Source organism: Dictyoglomus sp. NZ13-RE01, assembly GCA_002878375.1.
Classification (GTDB): Bacteria; Dictyoglomota; Dictyoglomia; order Dictyoglomales; family Dictyoglomaceae; genus NZ13-RE01.
On the sequence record NIRF01000020.1, the window covers coordinates 1 to 17,072 of the forward strand.

A 17,072-nucleotide genomic window follows, 5' to 3' on the forward strand; every position below is an offset into this window, starting at 1 on the left:
AAAGCTTTTTTAGAAAGAGCTCTAATTGATGGTTTTTTCTCTTTTATTAAACTCATTATTAACACAATTAAAATTTCTTTTATCTTTTTTCTTAAAGAAAAATCTGGTAGAATATTAATGACCATAGTTTTCACCTCCCGGGGTTTGGATGTTATCTCTTTCTAATCTAATTCTAACCCTGGGAGGTTTTTCTTTTCAAAAACTGATTACAGGTCAGATTTTAATAGGTATTGATTTTTTGAATGGATTTGGTATAATATAATTGCCACAGGCATCAAGGGGTCCGATGGAGGACCGTGGCAAGGCTCCCTGTGGCGGAGTAGGTCTCCTGACCTTTGGGAAAGGGGAAGTAGAGCTTCCCTGCTTACTGAAGGAGATAAGGGAGACTGAAAGCAAAGGGGGTGATTGCCATGAAAATCCGGAGGGTCCGTTGAGCCTGTGGCTTCTTTTTTTCCTTCCAAAATATCACCATAAGTAAAAATTCCTCTTGAAATTTTTACTATAAGTAAATATAATAAGGTATCTTTGAAAATTTGGGAGGGAAAAATGAATAGAGAAAGTCTTGCAACTGCCTATAAGCCTCTTCTTTACAAATATTTATCCCTATTATATGTGAAAGAGATCGATTGGGATGACTGGAAACAGGAGGGTGAACTTATCCTTCGCCAACTTATAGCTAAATATGAGCCTGAAAAAGGAGATTTATCTTCCTATCTGAAAAAATCTCTCTACTTTTCTTTGAAATCCTTTAGAAAGAAATTATTGGAGAAACAAAAGATAGTATATGAAAATTTTCCAGAGGAAAACCATAAAAAGATAAGGCTCAGGGGGCTTTCAAAAAGGGAAAAAGAGATAATAAAACTTATATATTTTGTAGGTTTATCAGAAAGGGAGATTGCAAAAAGATTAAAAATTTCCAGAGGGAGTGTAAAGATATATAAAAAGAGGGCATTGAATAAATTAAGAGATTCTATCTCCAAGGAGGATTTTGTGCTCTTCTAATGTTTATTTCATCTATAACTGCATTCCCTCTATGTTTTAATAAAAATAATACTACCTCCGCTATTTCCTCTGGCTTAATCAAAGTGGAGGGATCAAGGTCTGGTCTCATAATAGTAACAAGATCTGTGGCAACCCCTCCAGGAGAGATAACATGTACCCTTATTCCATCCTCATGGACCTCCTGGGCTAAAACCTTTGTAAATCCCATTAATGCATGCTTTGATGCTGTATATGCACCTTGATTAACATATCCTTTTGTGCCAACTACCGACGAAATATTTATAATAGTAGGTATGTCAGACTTTTTTAGGTAGGGAATTGCATACTTTGATAGGAAAAAGGGAGCCCTTGCATTTACAGCCATTATCTCATCCCATTCTTCCTCTGTAGTATCCATTATGGATTTAGCAAGGGCAATACCTGCATTATTTATGAGAATATCCAAACCACCAAAATGCTCAACCACTTTCTCAATTAAAATTTTAGGAGCCTTTGGATCTCTTAAATCAAAGGGGCATATAAGAATATCTATATTGTAGATGGAAAGCTCATTTTTAAGGATAAGAAGACTTTCTTCAGCCCTACTGTTTATAGCTAAATTTACACCTTCTTGGGCTAAAGCCTTTGAGATTGCCTTACCAATTCCTCTACTGGCACCAGTAATTAAAGCAACTTTCCCTTTTAATGAGACCATACCTTAAATATTTTACCACATATTTTCAAATTAAGTATAATCAAATTTTTATAACAATTGTGAAGAGATAAGAAAATATCTTGCTTTTCCATATACAAAGATTATAATAATTCATAGAAAAATTTATCTCAAGGAGGTAAAGCTCCATGAAAAAGTTTTTAATGTATCTCCTGCTGACCCTTCTCGTAATATTCTCCTTATCATTAGCACAAGAAGCTAAAAAACCAAAAAGTGTAAAAGTTCTTGGAAACTTTGAAGAACCTGTTATCTATCAAGCCCCACAAAATTGGTATATTGTAATAGATGCTTCAAGTCCAGCAGAGGCAGAAGAGTATGGTTGCAAAAAAGGAGTATTTTATATCATAATAAATAATGTAGGAACTAACTTTTGGCATATACAATTTGGTACCCATACTCCTTTAAAAAAGAATACAAAGTATGTACTTAAATTTGATGCAAGCTCAACAAAAGAAAGAGATATACAAGTAAGAGCTATAGTAAATCAGGCACCATGGCCCATTATAGATAAAACCGTATTTAATTTAACTCCTGAAATGAAAACTTACACCTGGGAATTTACACTAAAAGATGATGCTACTACTATTGTTTTTGATTTTGGGAAAATAAGTGATAAAAGCGTTCCAAGTACAATCATATTAGATAATGTAATATTAGAAGAATACTAACTCTTAAAGGAGCTGGAAGATTTTTGCTTCCAGCTCCTAAATAGTTAAATTTCTCAAATCTTTATAAGAAATTATATTTATATTTTCTCTTTCTATAGTAGCTTTTACCAATTCATTTTTAAATACCAAAAACTCCCAAACCCTCTTTTCCCAAGTAGGATTAAAGGCTTTTATCTCATCACTCTCCACCGATGGATGAATAATAATCTCAGAAACTCCTGGTTTTAAATTTTTTAATAAATTAATAATCATACTTATAAAAGAGTTATATGAAGTGCATGTTTTAAGTTCATAAGGATAAGATATTAGATAATCAATAATAGGTACGTTTTTCTTTTTTGCCATATCGACCAACTTCATATGAACATCAATTGCATCCTGTCCCATTCTCTTTAATACATCTTGGGGTAAGTATCGAGGAAGCCTCAAAGGAATATTATACTCTGCACAAATATCAATTAATAAATGAAGATAAGTTCTTCCATTAACATAATATAAGCTTCCCATATGGTTATCTAAATGGGATGGTGATATCCCAAATTTTTTTACCAAAAGTATCTGATTTCTAATCTCTTCTTCCAACTCCTTTTCATCCACATTACCAATCAAATCTTCCGCTCTTTCTGGAAAATATCCATACTTATCTGTTAATGTTGATACGCTTTTATTTCTTGTGACAGGTCCCCATTTATAATTTTTCCATTCACTGGTTAATGTTATATGTACACCAATACTTACCTCAGGATGCATCCTCCCCCATTCTCCAGCCTCTATAGCCCAAGAGCATGGTGCCATTAAAGTAGCACCAGATATAACCTTATTCTCTAAAAGCTTAATTATTGCCTCATTCACCGAATGGCAAACACCAAAATCATCCGCAGTTATTATGAGGTACTTTGGTTTTTCTTTTTTCCTTTCCTCTATCATTATTCCCCTCCTAAAAAACTATTTTTTATATTTTATCACAACTTTTTTCATTTTTATGATTTATAAAATATCCACAGCTGTGGATAACTTTGTGGAAAAATTGTGGATAAGTCTGTGGATAACTCCCTTAAATTGTGGATAACTTTGTGGATAGAATTTTAAATGTGGAAACTGTGGATAAAATGTGGAAAGTTATCAACAAGATTAAACATTTATTCTTCAACGATTTTTAATATTTATCCACATTATCCACAGCTCTTACTACTACAACAATATTTTTTATTTTTTTATAAAGAAAATTAAAATACATTATAGTTGTTGTTATAGGTTGTGGATAAGTAAAATTTGACTATTAGGTTTAATTTAAGGTATATTATACAAAGAAGGTAAAATTATTTTTAAAAGGGGGAAGAATGTTACAGAGAATTGAAGAATTTAGCTCTTTTTTGACATATAATAATGAATTGTCAGAAAACAAACAGTTAGTTCTTTTTGATAATGTTCAGTTTATTTATGAATTAGCATTAGCTCAACTTGAATTGCATGCTCTTGGAGTAAAATTTGAAGTAACTAATGGACTAAGAGAGTTTAAACTATTAGAAGTAGAAGATGAAGAAGAACTCAGAAGGAGATTAGCATATTTTAAATTTGTAAAAGGAAAACCAACCGATTATTTTCAGATTATTCAAAAGAATAGAACACGCTCTGTAAATCAATATCTTACCCACTGGATTTATCCTTATAAAGGGAAATTTCATCCACAAATGATAAGGGCTCTTTTGAATATTATTGGAATAAAACAAGGTGAAACTATTCTTGACCCCTTTATTGGAAGTGGTACCACTGCTTTAGAAGCACAACTTTTAGGAATAAACTGTATAGGTATAGATATATCACCTTTATGTGTTATTCAGAGTAGGGTAAAAACAGAATCATTAGACGCTTTCTCTGAAATAATAGAATGGAAAGAAGAAATAACAAGAAGTATAAAACCATCATTATTTAATGTAGAAGGAAAGACTATTGATAATATTATAGAAACAATACCTAATGAGAAAGTAAAAAATTTTTATAAAATGGCAAAACTTGTTGCCGTAAGCGATAATGCAAGACGAGGCAAAAATTTTTCTCAATCATTTTTAAAAAATTTAGAGCTAATGATAGCTTCAGTTTCCGATTATATTGAAATATCTAAAAAGCTAAATTTAAAATTAGGAAAAACTGATATTAGAATAGGTGATTCAAGGTCTCTTAATTTAGAAAATGACAGCATTGATGGAATTAGGATATAATCTTTCTGCACTTAGGGAAGAATTTATTGGTGTGCGAGGTAAAGGTCAGGCAAGACTTGATTTATATAACGTGGATATGAAAAAAAGCTTGGAAGAGATGTTTAGGGTTCTAAAGCCTGGAAGATATGCAGTTATTATAATAGGGAATGCAACCTATATGGGAGAAGAGATTAAAACTGTTGAATTTATAATAGATTATGCAGAAAAGATAGGATTTAAACTAATCACAAATATAGATAAGATTATTTTTGGACTTTATAATGTGATGCAAAAGGAAAACATATTAATATTTAAAAAATAATTAGTTATGTCGAACAATAAAAATAAGAAAATAATCCCTATAGATAAGAAAGATGAGCGGGATAGATTGTTATTAGAAGATATTTATACTATCGTAAATGATTTTGCTACTCAATATAATAAACAACCTATAACTTTTGAACTTTATAAAACATTGATTAAATCTCCTAAACCAAAAAGTTTTCGTAATAATGAAGTAGGTATATTTGAAGACAGAATGATCCCTTCATTTTTTGAGAAAAACAGAGAAAAACTCAAAATAATCAGTTCTTTTGAAAGATTAACATCTACAGGTTATCCTGATGAGAAAATTACCGATATATACGGGAGAGTAACATATTTAGAAGTGAAAGCAACTTCACGGAGAGATGTTGGTTCACCAAGAGACTTTTATTTTTCCCCTTTAAAGAACTCTAAAAATAAAGTTAGTGAAGATGGACATCATCTTTTACTATGTTTTGATACTTTCGAGAGAAAAGAAAAAGAATTTATTATTACTGGTTGGTGCCTTATTGATTTATTCAATATAAAAGTATCAATGAAACCAGAGTTTAATGCAGATAACTTAGAATTATATAGAAAAGAAAATATTTTATTGGAAGTCAGTATTTAATCAAGTATATTTATCCTCATTTATTTTTCCAAAATAAATTAAGAAATAAGTCTTGACAAAATATAAAAGTTGTTTTAAAGTTATTTTAGATTTTAAATTATCTTACTTTTGATTTCTGATTTTAAGAATATAATTATAAAGCAAATAATGTAAGTAAAGTTAATTAAAAGTATGCTTTTGGAATAGATAAATAAATAGAAACTTAATTTAAGATTTAAATTAATAAGATCATGCCTAATCAAAAGGGCTTAAGAAAAAATAATAAAGCATTAGTATTTCAAACCATAGCAAGGTTTGCTCCTATCTCTCGAAAGGAAATTGCAGAAATTACAAATCTTTCTCCCGCATTAGTAACTATAATAACAGAAGAATTAAAAAAACAATCCTATATATTGGAGACAGGGACTGCAAATTCTACCGGGGGAAGACCTGCAATATTTTTGGAGATATATCCTCATGCAGGCTATGTTATCGGTATAAATCTTGGAATGACTTATATTTCTGCTCTTCTTATGGATTTTAGTCTTCAACCTGTACATAAATTAAAAATACCTACTAATCCTCAAGATGGTAAGGATGCAGTAATAAACAGAATTATAGAAGCAATAGAAAAAATTATTATATTAGCAGAAGTTCCACGAGAAAAAGTCTTAGCAATAGGAATTGGCATACCTGGTCTTGTGGATACTAAAAATGGTATTTCAAAATTTTCTCCTAATTTAGGTTGGCATAACATTCCCATAAGGGACATTGTTTATCAAAGAGTGAATATTCCTGTGCTTATTGAGAATGACGTAAGATGCGCAACTTTAGGAGAGAAATTCTTTGGGGCAGGAAGGGGTGTTGATAATTTAGTTTGTATGTATGTGGGCACAGGAATAGGTGCAGGAATTATAATTGATGGAAAACTTTATAAAGGAGTAAGTGAAGGAGCTGGAGAAATTGGACATACTACTATATTAGACGATGGTCCATTATGTAGTTGTGGAAATAAAGGATGTCTTGAGGCTGTTGCTTCAGGTCCTGCTATAGCAAGAAGAGCTAAAGAGTTAATAGAGAAAGGAAGAAAAAGTCTAATTTATGATTTAGTAGAAGGAAAGTTAGAAAAAATAACAGGTGAAATTGTATCACGTGCAGGGTGGTCAGGAGATCCCTTAGCTTTAGAAATTTTAAGAGATACTGGGCATTATTTGGGTATTGGAATTGCTAATCTAATAAATCTTTTTAATCCTGAGTTATTAATCTTAGGTGGTGGAGTTATGCAAGCAGGAGAATTGATTATGAATTCTCTTAGAGAAACACTAAAAGAAAGGGTATTTTCAATGCCAGCGGAATCTGTAAAAATTGTTTTTGCTTTCTTGGGTAATGAAGCGGGTATGACTGGTGCTGCAAAGCTTGCTATGGATTTTGCATATCAACGTTTAGGATTAGTCTTGTAAAAAGGAGGTGATAAAAGACAATAAATAAAATTTCTCCTTTTAATTCTCCAAAAATTTTAATGGGAGGTAAAAGGATATGTTTAAAAAGGTTTCTTTAGTTTTAATTTCTATATTAGTATTGAGTTTAATAATAGGACCAGGGCTTGCAGCTAAAAAAGTAGAGCTTACATTTTGGAATGGATTTACAGGACCTGATGGAAGATACATGCAAAATCTTGTAGATGAATTCAATAAAACCTATGCAGGAAGAATAGAAGTAAAGATGTCTGTTATGCCATGGGGAGATTACTATACAAAAGTAGTGGCAGCAGTTGCAGCAGGAAATCCACCAGATGTAGGGATAATGCATTTAGATCAGATTTCAGCGTATGTACCAAGAGGAGTAATTATTCCATTAGATGATTTAGCAGCAGAACTAAAACTTTCAGAAAAAGACTTTATACCATCTGTTTGGAGAGCAGGAATATATGAGGGTAAAAGATATGCTATACCATTAGATGTACATCCACTAGTTTTTTACTGGAATAAAAAGCTATTTAGAGAAGCAGGTTTAGATCCTGAAAAGCCGCCAAAGAATAGAACAGAATTTATTGAATATGCTAAAAAACTTACAAAGGATAAAGATGGTGATGGAAAGATAGATCAGTGGGGAACAATGATTCCTGTTGGTTGGCCTAACTTCATGATATGGTATTCTATTTTCTTTGGAAATGGTGGAACACTATTTACTCCAGATAATAAAAAAGCTCTATTCAACTCTGCTGAGGGAGTAGACGCATTACAGTTTTTAGTAGATTTAATAAAGGTATATAAAGTATCTCCAGAAAATGTAGCAGTAGATGCCGATGTTGATGCCTTTAAGAGAGGAACTTGTGCTATGGAATTTAATGGCATATGGATGTTAACGGCATATCAGGAACAACCAGGATTAGAATTTGGAGCAGGAAGAGTGCCACAATTAGGAATGAAAACTTTAGCAAATTGGGCAGGTTCTCATAATTTCGTAGTATTCAGACAGAGAACACTAGATCCTGATAAATTATCTGCAGCTAAAACCTTCATAGGATGGGTCAGTAGAAAGAGTTTAGAGTGGGCAAAGGCTGGGCAATTACCAGCAAGATTATCAGTATTAAGAAGTAGTGATTTCAAAAAAATACCATACATAGGAAAGCTTGGCCAGGAAATTCCTCCATATATTGTATTTCCACCTCTCTTTCCTAAATATGGTGAAGCAACAGGACCAATTTGGGATGCTTTAAACTTTGCCTTAACCTTTAAGAAAGATCCTAAGAAGGCAATGGATGACGCGGTAGAACTTGCGAATAAGATTTTAGCTTCAGAATAATGTAAATTTAAGCAGTGGGGAAATACCCCCCACTGCTTTTTAATTTTTAAGGAGGAAATTAGTATTATGAGAAAAAGGCTATTTGGAGATGAGGGAGTTTTAACTCCTTATTTATATCTTCTTCCACATGCTATATTCTTTTCTATTTTTGCCCTTTATCCTGTTTTTAAAGGGCTTTGGATTAGTCTTCATAAATGGGATATATTAAGTGGCGAAAAAAGATTTGTAGGATTAAAAAACTATATAGATATTTTTTTAGTGAGGAATGTACCTGCTCAGTATTATTGGGAAGCTCTCTGGAATACTATTCAGTTTGTTATTTATAGTGTACCATTCTTAGTGGGTATAGCTCTTATTCTTGCATTGTTAGTAAATTCTGCAAAGAAAGGAAGAGGATTTTTTAGGACTATCTTTTTTCTTCCCACTGCATTGACTGTTTCTGTTGTTGCTGTTATTTGGAGATGGATATTTAATTATGAGTCTGGTCTTCTGAATTACATTCTTTATTCTCTTTTTAGAATTAAGAATATACCTTGGTTAACCCAGCAACCTGGTGCATGGATTTCTATCGTTGTAGCTACAGTATGGTGGACCGTAGGTTGGAACATGGTATATTTTATAATTGGCATTCAAAATATTCCAGAGGAACTTTATGAAGCGGCAAAAATTGATGGCGCAGGGTGGTGGCAGAGTTTTAGGTATATCACTTTGCCTTCTTTAAAACCTATCGCTCTTTTCATTTTTATAACTACAATTATAGCCTCTTTTAATCTTTTTGGACAACCACAATTAATGACTGGCGGAGGTCCAGGAAGAAGTACTGTTACTGTTATGTTGCATATTTATAATGAGGGATTTGGAACAAATTTAAGAATGGGATCTGCATCTGCAATGGCATATTTAACAGCTTTTGTGATGATAATAGTAACTTTCTTACAAGTACGATTATTTACTCGTGGTGAGTGAAGGGGGAAGGCTGTAATGAATTATAAATTAAGAATAAAAATATTTAACATTTTAATATACTTAATATTAACTATTCTGGCTATTTTTTGGATTTTCCCTATATATTGGATGTTTATAACTTCTTTGAAACCAGAATATGAGACTATAGCTTGGCCTGTAAAATGGATTCCTATACCTCCAACTTGGGAAAATTATAAGAAAATTTTAGGAAATCCCGTAGACACACCAGTATTTATTTGGTTTAAAAATAGTTTTATTGCAGCTTTTTCTTATAGTATTTTAGGATTAATAGTCTCAAGTCTTTCTGCTTATGCTTTTTCAAGAATGAAATTTCCAGGTAGAGATAGGTATTTTTGGTTTTTGGTAAGTTTTATGACTATTCCAGGTATAATTTATCTAATACCAAATTACTTAACAATATATAGTTTTGGTTGGGTGGATGACCTAAAATCCATTATTTTTCCTGGTTTAGCGAGTGTTTGGGGAGTGTTCATGCTTAGGCAATATTTTCTTACAATTCCATACGAATTAGATGAATCAGCTAAAATAGATGGGGCAAATAAATTATATATTCTATGGAAAATTATAATTCCTTTGTCCAAACCTGCCCTTCTAACTTTAGGTTTTATGAATTTCTTATCTAACTGGAATGATTATCTCTGGGCTCTTATTTGTCTTTCTTCTCCTGAGAAAAGAACTTTACCTGTAGGAATGCTAACCCTTCAAGGAAGATATATACATTTTTATGGTACTATGATGGCTGGAGCCTTTCTAACTGCACTTCCTGCATTAATACTGTTTGTTCTATTACAAAGATATTATATACGTGGAGTAGTTATGTCTGGATTTGGTGGGAGATAAGGAGGGAATATTATGAAAAAATTCTTTACTTTACAATCATAATTTTTATTTTAGGGGTAATTACTATGTATGGGGAAGAGGTACCTAAATATAAAAATCCATTAAACGTTTATAAAATAGCAGATCCTTTTGTTTTATATTACAATGGGAAATACTATTTATATGCTACTTCTGAAAGGGGTGCAGGTTATCAAGGCGGGTTTGAAGTTTGGGAATCACATAATTTAGTAGATTGGATGTACAAAGGATGGGCATATAGATCTAATGAAAATTCTTGGGGAAAAGACTCCTTCTGGGCTCCAGAAGTATTGTATAAAAATGGTAAATTTTATTTATTTTATAGTTCTGCTGGATATATAAATGGAAAAAAGACATTAAGAATTTGCCTTGCTGTATCTAATACCCCTTTAGGTCCTTTCAAAGATATAAAAGCTCCTCTTTTTGATTTTGGATATGCAACAATTGATGCCCATCCCTTTGTGGATGATGATGGAAAAGTTTACTTATATTTTTCAAGGGATGTTTCGGAAAATCCTACAAGTGATATATATGTAGTAAGATTGACTGATGATCTTTTAAATACTATTGGAGCTCCACAATTTTTAACCTCTCCTACCCAATTGTGGGAAAGAAACTCTAAATGGAATGAGGGACCTTTTGTTGTTAAATATAACAAAAAATATTATCTATTCTATTCTGGAAACTTTTTTGCAAGTCCAGAATATTCAGTAGGTTATGCAGTTTCAGATTCTCCTTTTGGTCCATTTATAAAAGCATCAGAAAATCCTATATTGAGTAGAACAGAAAGTGTATCAGGACCAGGACACAATAGTGTAATAAAAACCCCTGATGGAAAGGAATATTTCATAGTATATCATACTCAAATGAAAAAGGAAGGAACTCATTTAAGACAATTGGCAATTGATAGATTAATATTTACTCCTGACGGAAAAGTGAAAATCATAGGTCCTACTGATACTCCCCAACCATTTCCTTCTGGTGTACCAATGCCTCAGAAGGCAACATCTGATGATTTTTTAAAAGACAGTTTAGATCTTTCAAAATGGTGTATTACAGGTCAGTATGATTATTCTCTCTCCGAAAGAAAAGGATATTTGCGAATAAAGACAATAATGTCTGATATCTATTCTATTCTTTCTACCCCATTAGATGTATCTAATATATTTACTCAATACACATGGGATCATAAATTTGAAATCTCAACTAAGTTTGAAGTTATTTCCGAAGAGGAACAGGATAGAGCAGGGTTAATTGTTTTTGATAATTATAATCATTATTTAGAATTTGTGAGAACTAAGAAAAAAGGGAAAATAATATTGGAATTTGCACATAAAAATGTAGAAGACTATGAAAAATTTACGATAGAAAATATACCTAATAATAAAACATGCTATTTAAAATTAAGAATGAATGGGGATAAATGGGAAGCTTATTATAAGTTTGATGAAAAAGAAAATTGGAAATCTTTTGGAAAGTCAATTAAAAATGACTTTGATATTCTGAAGATAGGAATCACAGCATATTCCCCTTATTCTATTGGAGGTTCTATTTTTGATTTTGACTATTTTAATTATTTAGAATTGAGGTAAGCTAAGCCAAAATAAGATAAAAAAGAAGGAGGTTTAGTAGCTTGGCAAGAGAAACTTTGTCTTTGGAAGGATTATGGGATTTTTATTTGGAAGGTAATGAGTATAAAGGTAAGATACATGTTCCTTCTATAATTCAAGCGGAGTTTCCTGAACTTAAAGATTATTATGGAAGCTTTTATTATAAAAGAACCTTTGATATCCCTGAGGATTGGTTAAAAAGTAAAATTTTATTAAGATTTTCTGCAGTAGATTATTATTCAGAAGTATGGATAAATGGAAAGTTTGTTGGAGAACACGAAGGTGGTTTTTTACCTTTTTATTTTTCAATTAATGAGTTTTTAAAGCTTGAAGAAAATGAAATTTTAGTTAAAGTGGTCGATCCTAATAAAGATAAAAAAGTATTTCGAGATTTTACTCAGGATGAGATTCCTCATGGGAAAGCCCACGATACTTGGTATGGAAATATTAGTGGAATATGGCAAAAAGTATATTTGGAAAAAGTAGAAACTCCATATGTAGAGAAAGTAAAAGTATTTCCAAATGTGGATGATAAAAGTGCTACAATTGAAATCTTCATTAAAGATTTAGAAAAGGATTGTAAGTTAAGTCTTAAAATTATAGATCCTTTAGGAAGGAATTATTATAAAGAGGTAGAAATAACTTCAGAAAAAAAGATTGTTACGTTTGAATTTCCCGAAATAATTTTGTGGGAATTGGAAGCTCCAAATCTTTATAATTTAGAAATTAAAGTATATAAAGGAAATATATTAAGAGATATGTTTCAAACAGAATTTGGAATGAGAAAGATTGAGATAATAGATGGAGAAATATATCTAAACAATAAGCCCATATATATTTTTGGAGCCTTGGATCAGGATTTCTATGCTGAAAAGATATATATACCAAAATCTTCTGAGGAAATAAGAGAGCGACTTCAAAAAGCAAAGGAGATGGGTTTAAATCTTCTAAGAACTCATGTAAAAGTCCCTCTACCTGAATATTTGTATTGGGCAGACCATATAGGGATATTAATTTGGGAGGAACTTCCTTATTGGGAAAATTTGACAGAAAAAGCGAAAGAAAGAGCAAGAAAAACCTTAGTAGAAATGATAGAAAGAGATTTTAATCATCCATGTATTGTAGTTTGGGGGATTATAAATGAAAGTTGGGGAATAGATCTAAGTATTAGAGAAAACAGAGAATGGCTCAAAGAGATGTATGATTATGTTAAAAATCTTGATCCCACAAGGCTTGTAGTAGATAATTCTCCATGTATTCCCAATTTTCACTTAAAAACTGATATAGAGGATTTTCACTTCTATACATCAATTCCTGATCATATTAAGAAGTGGGAAGACTTCATTAATGGTTTCTCTAAAAGAGATTTTTGGACTTATAGCCCATATGGTGATGCGGAAAAAGGAAATAAGCCTCTTGTAATTTCTGAATTTGGAAATTGGGGGCTATACAATATACCAGAGAGTTTTGTATTTAATATTCCTAAATACATGGAGTCAAATCCTCCTTGGGATGTTAGAAAAAGATTTTATTCTTGGAAATTGGATGAAGTTTTTGGCTCCTTTGAAGAGTTTATAAAAGAGACTCAAAGACATGAGTTTCTGTCTCTAAAACATGAAATTGAGATTATAAGGAAACATCCATCTATAAAAGGCTATATCATCACAGAATTTACTGATGTTTTTTGGGAATCTAATGGCTTATTAGATCCTTGGGGAAATCCAAAAATATTTCATGAAAACTTGAAATGGCTTAATAATCCCAATTTTATATCATTACATTTTTATAAGCCTAATTGGAAAAGTGGAGAAAAAATGGATATCTTGTTAGAGGGATGTTTAGTATCACCTGCAGAAATGGTGATACTAAAATTTGATGATTCGGAAAAAATCATTGAAAAGAAATTAGAGAATTATAAATTAAATCAATGGCAGGAGTTAGGAGAATTGTCTTTGGAGCTTCCAGAAGTCAAGTCTCTTACCAGGAAGAGACTCTTACTATATTTAAAAAGTGTAACAGGCGAAATTATTGCGAAAAACTTTTATGATTTTTATATTTTCCCCAAAGAAGATATCGACAAAGGAACAGATAAATTGAGAATTAAAAACTATCTTACAGATGAGGATAAAAACTTCTTAATGCAGGGTGGAAATTTACTAATTTTAGCTTCTGATGAATTCTCTTTAGGATTTTTAAAGGAAGAAAAAGGATGGCAGATTGTTTCTAGGAAAAAAGATTTATATCATGGAGATTGGATAAATAATTTTAATTTTCATAGAAAGAAAAGCTTCTTCTCAAAAGTTATTCTTCCAAATCCATGGGATTTCTCCTTTTTTTCTCTTATTTCTGATAATTTAATTATCAATATTGATCCAAGGGATTCGGAAAGTATATTAGCGGGAACTTTTTATGGATGGATTATGTCGCCTGGAGGTTACCTTATAGAGATTCCATATGAAAATGGGAAAATTATGATATCAACACTATCATTTAAGGATTTTTCAGACCCTTTAACAGTTTGGCTTTGGAATAGAATTGTTCAAGATTTAAGTTAAAATTTAGAGGCAAGACCCAAGCTAAATACTTTGGTCTTGCCTATGGGAGGTAAAAGGATATACCTCAATTATCTATTATATCAGATTTCATTTAGGTTTTTTATTATCAAAAATAATATGATTAATGAAATAATAATAGAGATAATGGTGATGTATAGCTCAATTCCTGACCTTCTCCAGAATATGAGCCATAATATCCCCATTACTATTACAAAAATTAGGGCTAAGATTTGTTGAGGTGGTTTTTTTATTCTTTTATCCATGGAGGGATCCACTTAGGTAGGTCCTTCCAAAAGAAGCAGGCAACCTCATGCTTTTCATTAACATTTTCTAAAACAGGATCTTCTCTTAAACAAATATCTTGAGAATATAAGCAGGCATGAGAGAAAGGACATGAATTTTTGCCCAGTTCTCTTTTTGGTGGTTCGTAGGATCTTAATTCTGGTATTTTTTTCTCTTTTGCTAAATCAGGATCGGAAATAGGGGTTGCAGATATCAAAGTTCTTGTGTAGGGATGTAAAGGATTGTTTATGACCTCTTCACATTCTCCTTTTTCTACAATTCTTCCTCCATATAATATGACTAATTTCCCTCCATTAGTTGCAAAGAACCTTGCAGCTCCAATGTCATGTAGAATTAGTATTATAGAAAGTCCTAATTCTTTGTTAAGAATTTTTAGAAGTTGAATAATAGTAGCTCTAAGAGACATATCTATCATGCTTATGGGCTCATCCGCAATAAGAATTTCTGGATTTGCTGTGAGAGCCCTTGCAATGGCAAGTCTTTGTCTTCCACCTCCAGAAAGATGATGGGGATATTTATTTAAAAAATAGGAAGGAGGTGTAAGACCAACTAAATTGAGAAGTTCCTCAACTTTATTATCAATCTGCTTTCCTCTAATATTATTGTTTTTCTTAAGAGGATCCGCCAACGTAGAATATATGTTTCTTGATGGATGTAAGGAAGCATAAGGATCTTGATGTACATATTGGACTTTTGTTCTTAAATAGGATAATTCTTTCTTAGATATGTTTGACAAATCCCTTCCAAACCATTTTATTTTTCCTTTTGTTGGTGTTTCCAAAAGGCTTGCAATTCTTGCCAATGTAGTTTTTCCCATTCCACTTTCACCAATAATTGCCCATCTATCTTGTTTATTTATTTTTAAATTGATACCCTCTAATGCAACAATATATTTTTTATTAAAGTAGCCTCGGGTAAATATTTTGGTAACTCCTTCTAATTCTAATACTGGAATTTCCATTCTTACATACTCCTCCTATTTATAAAGATAGCATGCAACTTCTCTGTTATTATCTATAGAGAACATTGGAGGTTTTTCCTTTTTACACTCTTCTTTAACATATGGACATCTTGGATGAAATCTACAACCAGAGGGCGGATTTAGTAAACTTGGGGGATCTCCTGGAATTCCCTTTATCTTTTCTGGATCTGAGATTAAACTCATTATAGAGTTAACTAAGCCTTGAGTATATGGATGTTTTGGATCTTTTAGGATACTTCTTGTAGGACCACTTTCTACAATATTTCCTGCATATACTACACAGATTCTATCGGAAAGCTCTGCAGCAACTGCTATATCATGGGTAACAAAAATTAAAGTGAGATTAAGCTCTTTCTTAAGATTTTTTAGAAGTTGGATAATGTGGGCTTGAGTTAATACATCTAATGCTGATGTAGGCTCATCTAATATGAGAATTTTAGGGTTGAATATTAGGGAAAGAGCAATAAGGACTCTCTGTTTCATTCCTCCTGATAATTGATGAGGAAAGGAATATAGGACGTTTTTGGGATCAAGTCTTACAAGCGATATTAATTCTTCCGCCCTTTCAATTATTTTACTGTTTTGCCAATTATTGTTATGGGCATAAACTGTATCAAAGAAATGATCTATTATTTTCATGGTTGGATTTAGAGATTGCTGGGCTGCCTGAGGAACTAATGCTATCTCAGACCATCTTATTTTTCTTAGCTCGCTTTCAGGAAGATTTAGAAGATTTTTACCATTATAGATTACTTCTCCTTCGAGAATTTTTGAATTAGGAGGGAGAGTTAGAGTCATTGCTTCAATGATGGTGCTTTTTCCAGAGGCACTTTCTCCTACAATAGCAGATACAGTATTTTCTTCTATATCAAAAGATACGCCATCACAAGCTTTTATAGTTCCTTCCCTAACCAAATAAACCGCCTTAAGATTTTTTACAGATAATATAGTTCCCACTATTCATACCTCCGTAGCTTTGGATTAAATATTTCTTCTATTCCTTGAGCAAAAAGAATTCCTCCATATATTAATAAAACTATATGAATCATTATGATTATTGGATAATGAAAACCACGAGGAGTGTATAAAGCACCTGCCTGATATAATGCATAATTAAGCATTACTCCCCAATGGGTTGGATCAAATTTGGCAAGACCAAGAAACATCTGACCTGTAATCATTTTTTGAAAAGAAAAACCTCCCAGGGTTAGAATTAGATTAGAAAGATATCATATCCAAACCCCGGGAGGTGAAAACTATGGTCATAGCAAGCTTTATCTTTAAATCTTGTTAATCCCATTAACTACTCCTCTACTCAAGCTTTGGTAAATAGATTTAGAAGATTTTTTACATATCTAATTGATTGAAAGTATCTCTTTACTTCTTCCATTAATTCCAAAAGGGACAGTTTTTATCTTTGATAGAGAATTTACATATAGAAGACTGATGGAATTTCTAAAAGATAAAGGGATGAATTTT

Annotated in this window: 17 protein-coding genes and 1 pseudogene; 12 read left to right on the forward strand and 6 right to left on the reverse strand. The window is 31.8% G+C overall.

Features of this window, described 5'->3' with window-relative positions:
• The first annotated feature begins 286 nt into the window (after nucleotides 1–286).
• Nucleotides 287–478, forward strand: coding sequence for a hypothetical protein (locus CBR30_09195; GenBank protein PMQ00797.1), 192 nt, complete (start codon nucleotides 287–289; stop codon nucleotides 476–478).
• 68 nt (nucleotides 479–546) lie between these two features.
• Nucleotides 547–1,002, forward strand: a complete 456-nt coding sequence (locus CBR30_09200; protein PMQ00798.1) for an RNA polymerase subunit sigma-70 — start codon at nucleotides 547–549, stop codon at nucleotides 1,000–1,002.
• Here CBR30_09200 and CBR30_09205 read toward each other — a convergent pair.
• On the reverse strand, nucleotides 971–1,696 hold the full coding sequence (locus CBR30_09205; protein PMQ00799.1) for a 3-oxoacyl-ACP reductase: 726 nt from the start codon (nucleotides 1,694–1,696) through the stop codon (nucleotides 971–973). The genes CBR30_09200 and CBR30_09205 overlap by 32 nt on opposite strands.
• A gap of 146 nt (nucleotides 1,697–1,842) precedes the next feature.
• Between CBR30_09205 and CBR30_09210 the strand changes: the two genes are divergently transcribed.
• A complete protein-coding gene (locus CBR30_09210; GenBank protein ID PMQ00800.1) occupies nucleotides 1,843–2,382 on the forward strand; it encodes a laminarinase in 540 nt (179 codons plus the stop codon).
• 36 nt (nucleotides 2,383–2,418) lie between these two features.
• Here CBR30_09210 and CBR30_09215 read toward each other — a convergent pair whose 3' ends face one another.
• Complete coding sequence (locus CBR30_09215) at nucleotides 2,419–3,309, reverse strand: hypothetical protein (GenBank protein ID PMQ00801.1); 891 nt, start codon at nucleotides 3,307–3,309, stop codon at nucleotides 2,419–2,421.
• Nucleotides 3,310–3,722: 413 nt separating this feature from the next.
• Between CBR30_09215 and CBR30_09220 the strand changes: the two genes are divergently transcribed.
• The 9 genes from CBR30_09220 (at nucleotide 3,723) to CBR30_09260 (ending at nucleotide 14,308) form a co-directional block, all read left to right on the forward strand.
• Nucleotides 3,723–4,601, forward strand: coding sequence for a hypothetical protein (locus CBR30_09220; GenBank protein ID PMQ00802.1), 879 nt, complete (start codon nucleotides 3,723–3,725; stop codon nucleotides 4,599–4,601).
• A complete protein-coding gene (locus CBR30_09225; protein PMQ00803.1) occupies nucleotides 4,573–4,902 on the forward strand; it encodes a hypothetical protein in 330 nt (109 codons plus the stop codon). The genes CBR30_09220 and CBR30_09225 overlap by 29 nt, the downstream gene beginning before the upstream one ends.
• 66 nt (nucleotides 4,903–4,968) lie before the next feature.
• Nucleotides 4,969–5,514 carry a hypothetical protein gene (locus CBR30_09230; protein ID PMQ00804.1) on the forward strand — a complete coding sequence of 182 codons (546 nt, stop codon included), beginning with the start codon at nucleotides 4,969–4,971 and terminating at the stop codon, nucleotides 5,512–5,514.
• A gap of 230 nt (nucleotides 5,515–5,744) precedes the next feature.
• Entirely contained in the window at nucleotides 5,745–6,953 is a 1,209-nt protein-coding gene (locus CBR30_09235; GenBank protein ID PMQ00805.1) for a hypothetical protein, read from the forward strand.
• Nucleotides 6,954–7,029: 76 nt separating this feature from the next.
• Nucleotides 7,030–8,298 carry an ABC transporter substrate-binding protein gene (locus CBR30_09240; protein ID PMQ00806.1) on the forward strand — a complete coding sequence of 423 codons (1,269 nt, stop codon included), beginning with the start codon at nucleotides 7,030–7,032 and terminating at the stop codon, nucleotides 8,296–8,298.
• Between the two features lie 66 nt (nucleotides 8,299–8,364).
• Nucleotides 8,365–9,264, forward strand: coding sequence for an ABC transporter permease (locus CBR30_09245; GenBank protein ID PMQ00807.1), 900 nt, complete (start codon nucleotides 8,365–8,367; stop codon nucleotides 9,262–9,264).
• Between the two features lie 15 nt (nucleotides 9,265–9,279).
• On the forward strand, nucleotides 9,280–10,125 hold the full coding sequence (locus CBR30_09250; GenBank protein ID PMQ00808.1) for an ABC transporter permease: 846 nt from the start codon (nucleotides 9,280–9,282) through the stop codon (nucleotides 10,123–10,125).
• A 65-nt stretch (nucleotides 10,126–10,190) separates the two neighbouring features.
• Nucleotides 10,191–11,735 carry a hypothetical protein gene (locus CBR30_09255; GenBank protein PMQ00809.1) on the forward strand — a complete coding sequence of 515 codons (1,545 nt, stop codon included), beginning with the start codon at nucleotides 10,191–10,193 and terminating at the stop codon, nucleotides 11,733–11,735.
• A gap of 41 nt (nucleotides 11,736–11,776) precedes the next feature.
• Nucleotides 11,777–14,308, forward strand: coding sequence for a hypothetical protein (locus CBR30_09260; GenBank protein PMQ00810.1), 2,532 nt, complete (start codon nucleotides 11,777–11,779; stop codon nucleotides 14,306–14,308).
• 80 nt (nucleotides 14,309–14,388) lie between these two features.
• On the opposite strand, the gene CBR30_09265 is transcribed toward CBR30_09260, so the two are convergent.
• The 4 genes and pseudogenes from CBR30_09265 to CBR30_09280 all read right to left on the reverse strand — a co-directional run bounded on the left by CBR30_09265 (nucleotide 14,389) and on the right by CBR30_09280 (nucleotide 16,759).
• Nucleotides 14,389–14,571 (reverse strand): hypothetical protein, encoded by a 183-nt coding sequence (locus CBR30_09265; protein ID PMQ00811.1) that lies wholly within the window; start codon nucleotides 14,569–14,571, stop codon nucleotides 14,389–14,391.
• Nucleotides 14,556–15,572 carry a dipeptide/oligopeptide/nickel ABC transporter ATP-binding protein gene (locus tag CBR30_09270; protein PMQ00812.1) on the reverse strand — a complete coding sequence of 339 codons (1,017 nt, stop codon included), beginning with the start codon at nucleotides 15,570–15,572 and terminating at the stop codon, nucleotides 14,556–14,558. The genes CBR30_09265 and CBR30_09270 overlap by 16 nt, the downstream gene beginning before the upstream one ends.
• Nucleotides 15,573–15,587: 15 nt before the next feature.
• Nucleotides 15,588–16,550, reverse strand: coding sequence for a dipeptide/oligopeptide/nickel ABC transporter ATP-binding protein (locus tag CBR30_09275; protein ID PMQ00813.1), 963 nt, complete (start codon nucleotides 16,548–16,550; stop codon nucleotides 15,588–15,590).
• A pseudogene (locus tag CBR30_09280) lies at nucleotides 16,550–16,759 on the reverse strand (peptide ABC transporter permease). The gene CBR30_09275 and the pseudogene CBR30_09280 overlap by 1 nt, the downstream one beginning before the upstream one ends.
• Nucleotides 16,760–17,072 lie beyond the last annotated feature (313 nt).

Coding starts and splice junctions, on each gene's coding strand:
- CBR30_09235 (PMQ00805.1), top strand. CDS start 5,745: ATGCCTAATCAAAAGGGCTTAAGAAAAAATAATAAAGCATTAGTATTT.
- CBR30_09215 (PMQ00801.1), bottom strand. CDS start 3,309: ATGATAGAGGAAAGGAAAAAAGAAAAACCAAAGTACCTCATAATAACT.
- CBR30_09195 (PMQ00797.1), top strand. CDS start 287: ATGGAGGACCGTGGCAAGGCTCCCTGTGGCGGAGTAGGTCTCCTGACC.
- CBR30_09245 (PMQ00807.1), top strand. CDS start 8,365: ATGAGAAAAAGGCTATTTGGAGATGAGGGAGTTTTAACTCCTTATTTA.
- CBR30_09225 (PMQ00803.1), top strand. CDS start 4,573: ATGACAGCATTGATGGAATTAGGATATAATCTTTCTGCACTTAGGGAA.
- CBR30_09240 (PMQ00806.1), top strand. CDS start 7,030: ATGTTTAAAAAGGTTTCTTTAGTTTTAATTTCTATATTAGTATTGAGT.
- CBR30_09200 (PMQ00798.1), top strand. CDS start 547: ATGAATAGAGAAAGTCTTGCAACTGCCTATAAGCCTCTTCTTTACAAA.
- CBR30_09205 (PMQ00799.1), bottom strand. CDS start 1,696: ATGGTCTCATTAAAAGGGAAAGTTGCTTTAATTACTGGTGCCAGTAGA.
- CBR30_09265 (PMQ00811.1), bottom strand. CDS start 14,571: ATGGATAAAAGAATAAAAAAACCACCTCAACAAATCTTAGCCCTAATT.
- CBR30_09210 (PMQ00800.1), top strand. CDS start 1,843: ATGAAAAAGTTTTTAATGTATCTCCTGCTGACCCTTCTCGTAATATTC.
- CBR30_09220 (PMQ00802.1), top strand. CDS start 3,723: ATGTTACAGAGAATTGAAGAATTTAGCTCTTTTTTGACATATAATAAT.
- CBR30_09255 (PMQ00809.1), top strand. CDS start 10,191: ATGTATGGGGAAGAGGTACCTAAATATAAAAATCCATTAAACGTTTAT.
- CBR30_09270 (PMQ00812.1), bottom strand. CDS start 15,572: ATGGAAATTCCAGTATTAGAATTAGAAGGAGTTACCAAAATATTTACC.
- CBR30_09250 (PMQ00808.1), top strand. CDS start 9,280: ATGAATTATAAATTAAGAATAAAAATATTTAACATTTTAATATACTTA.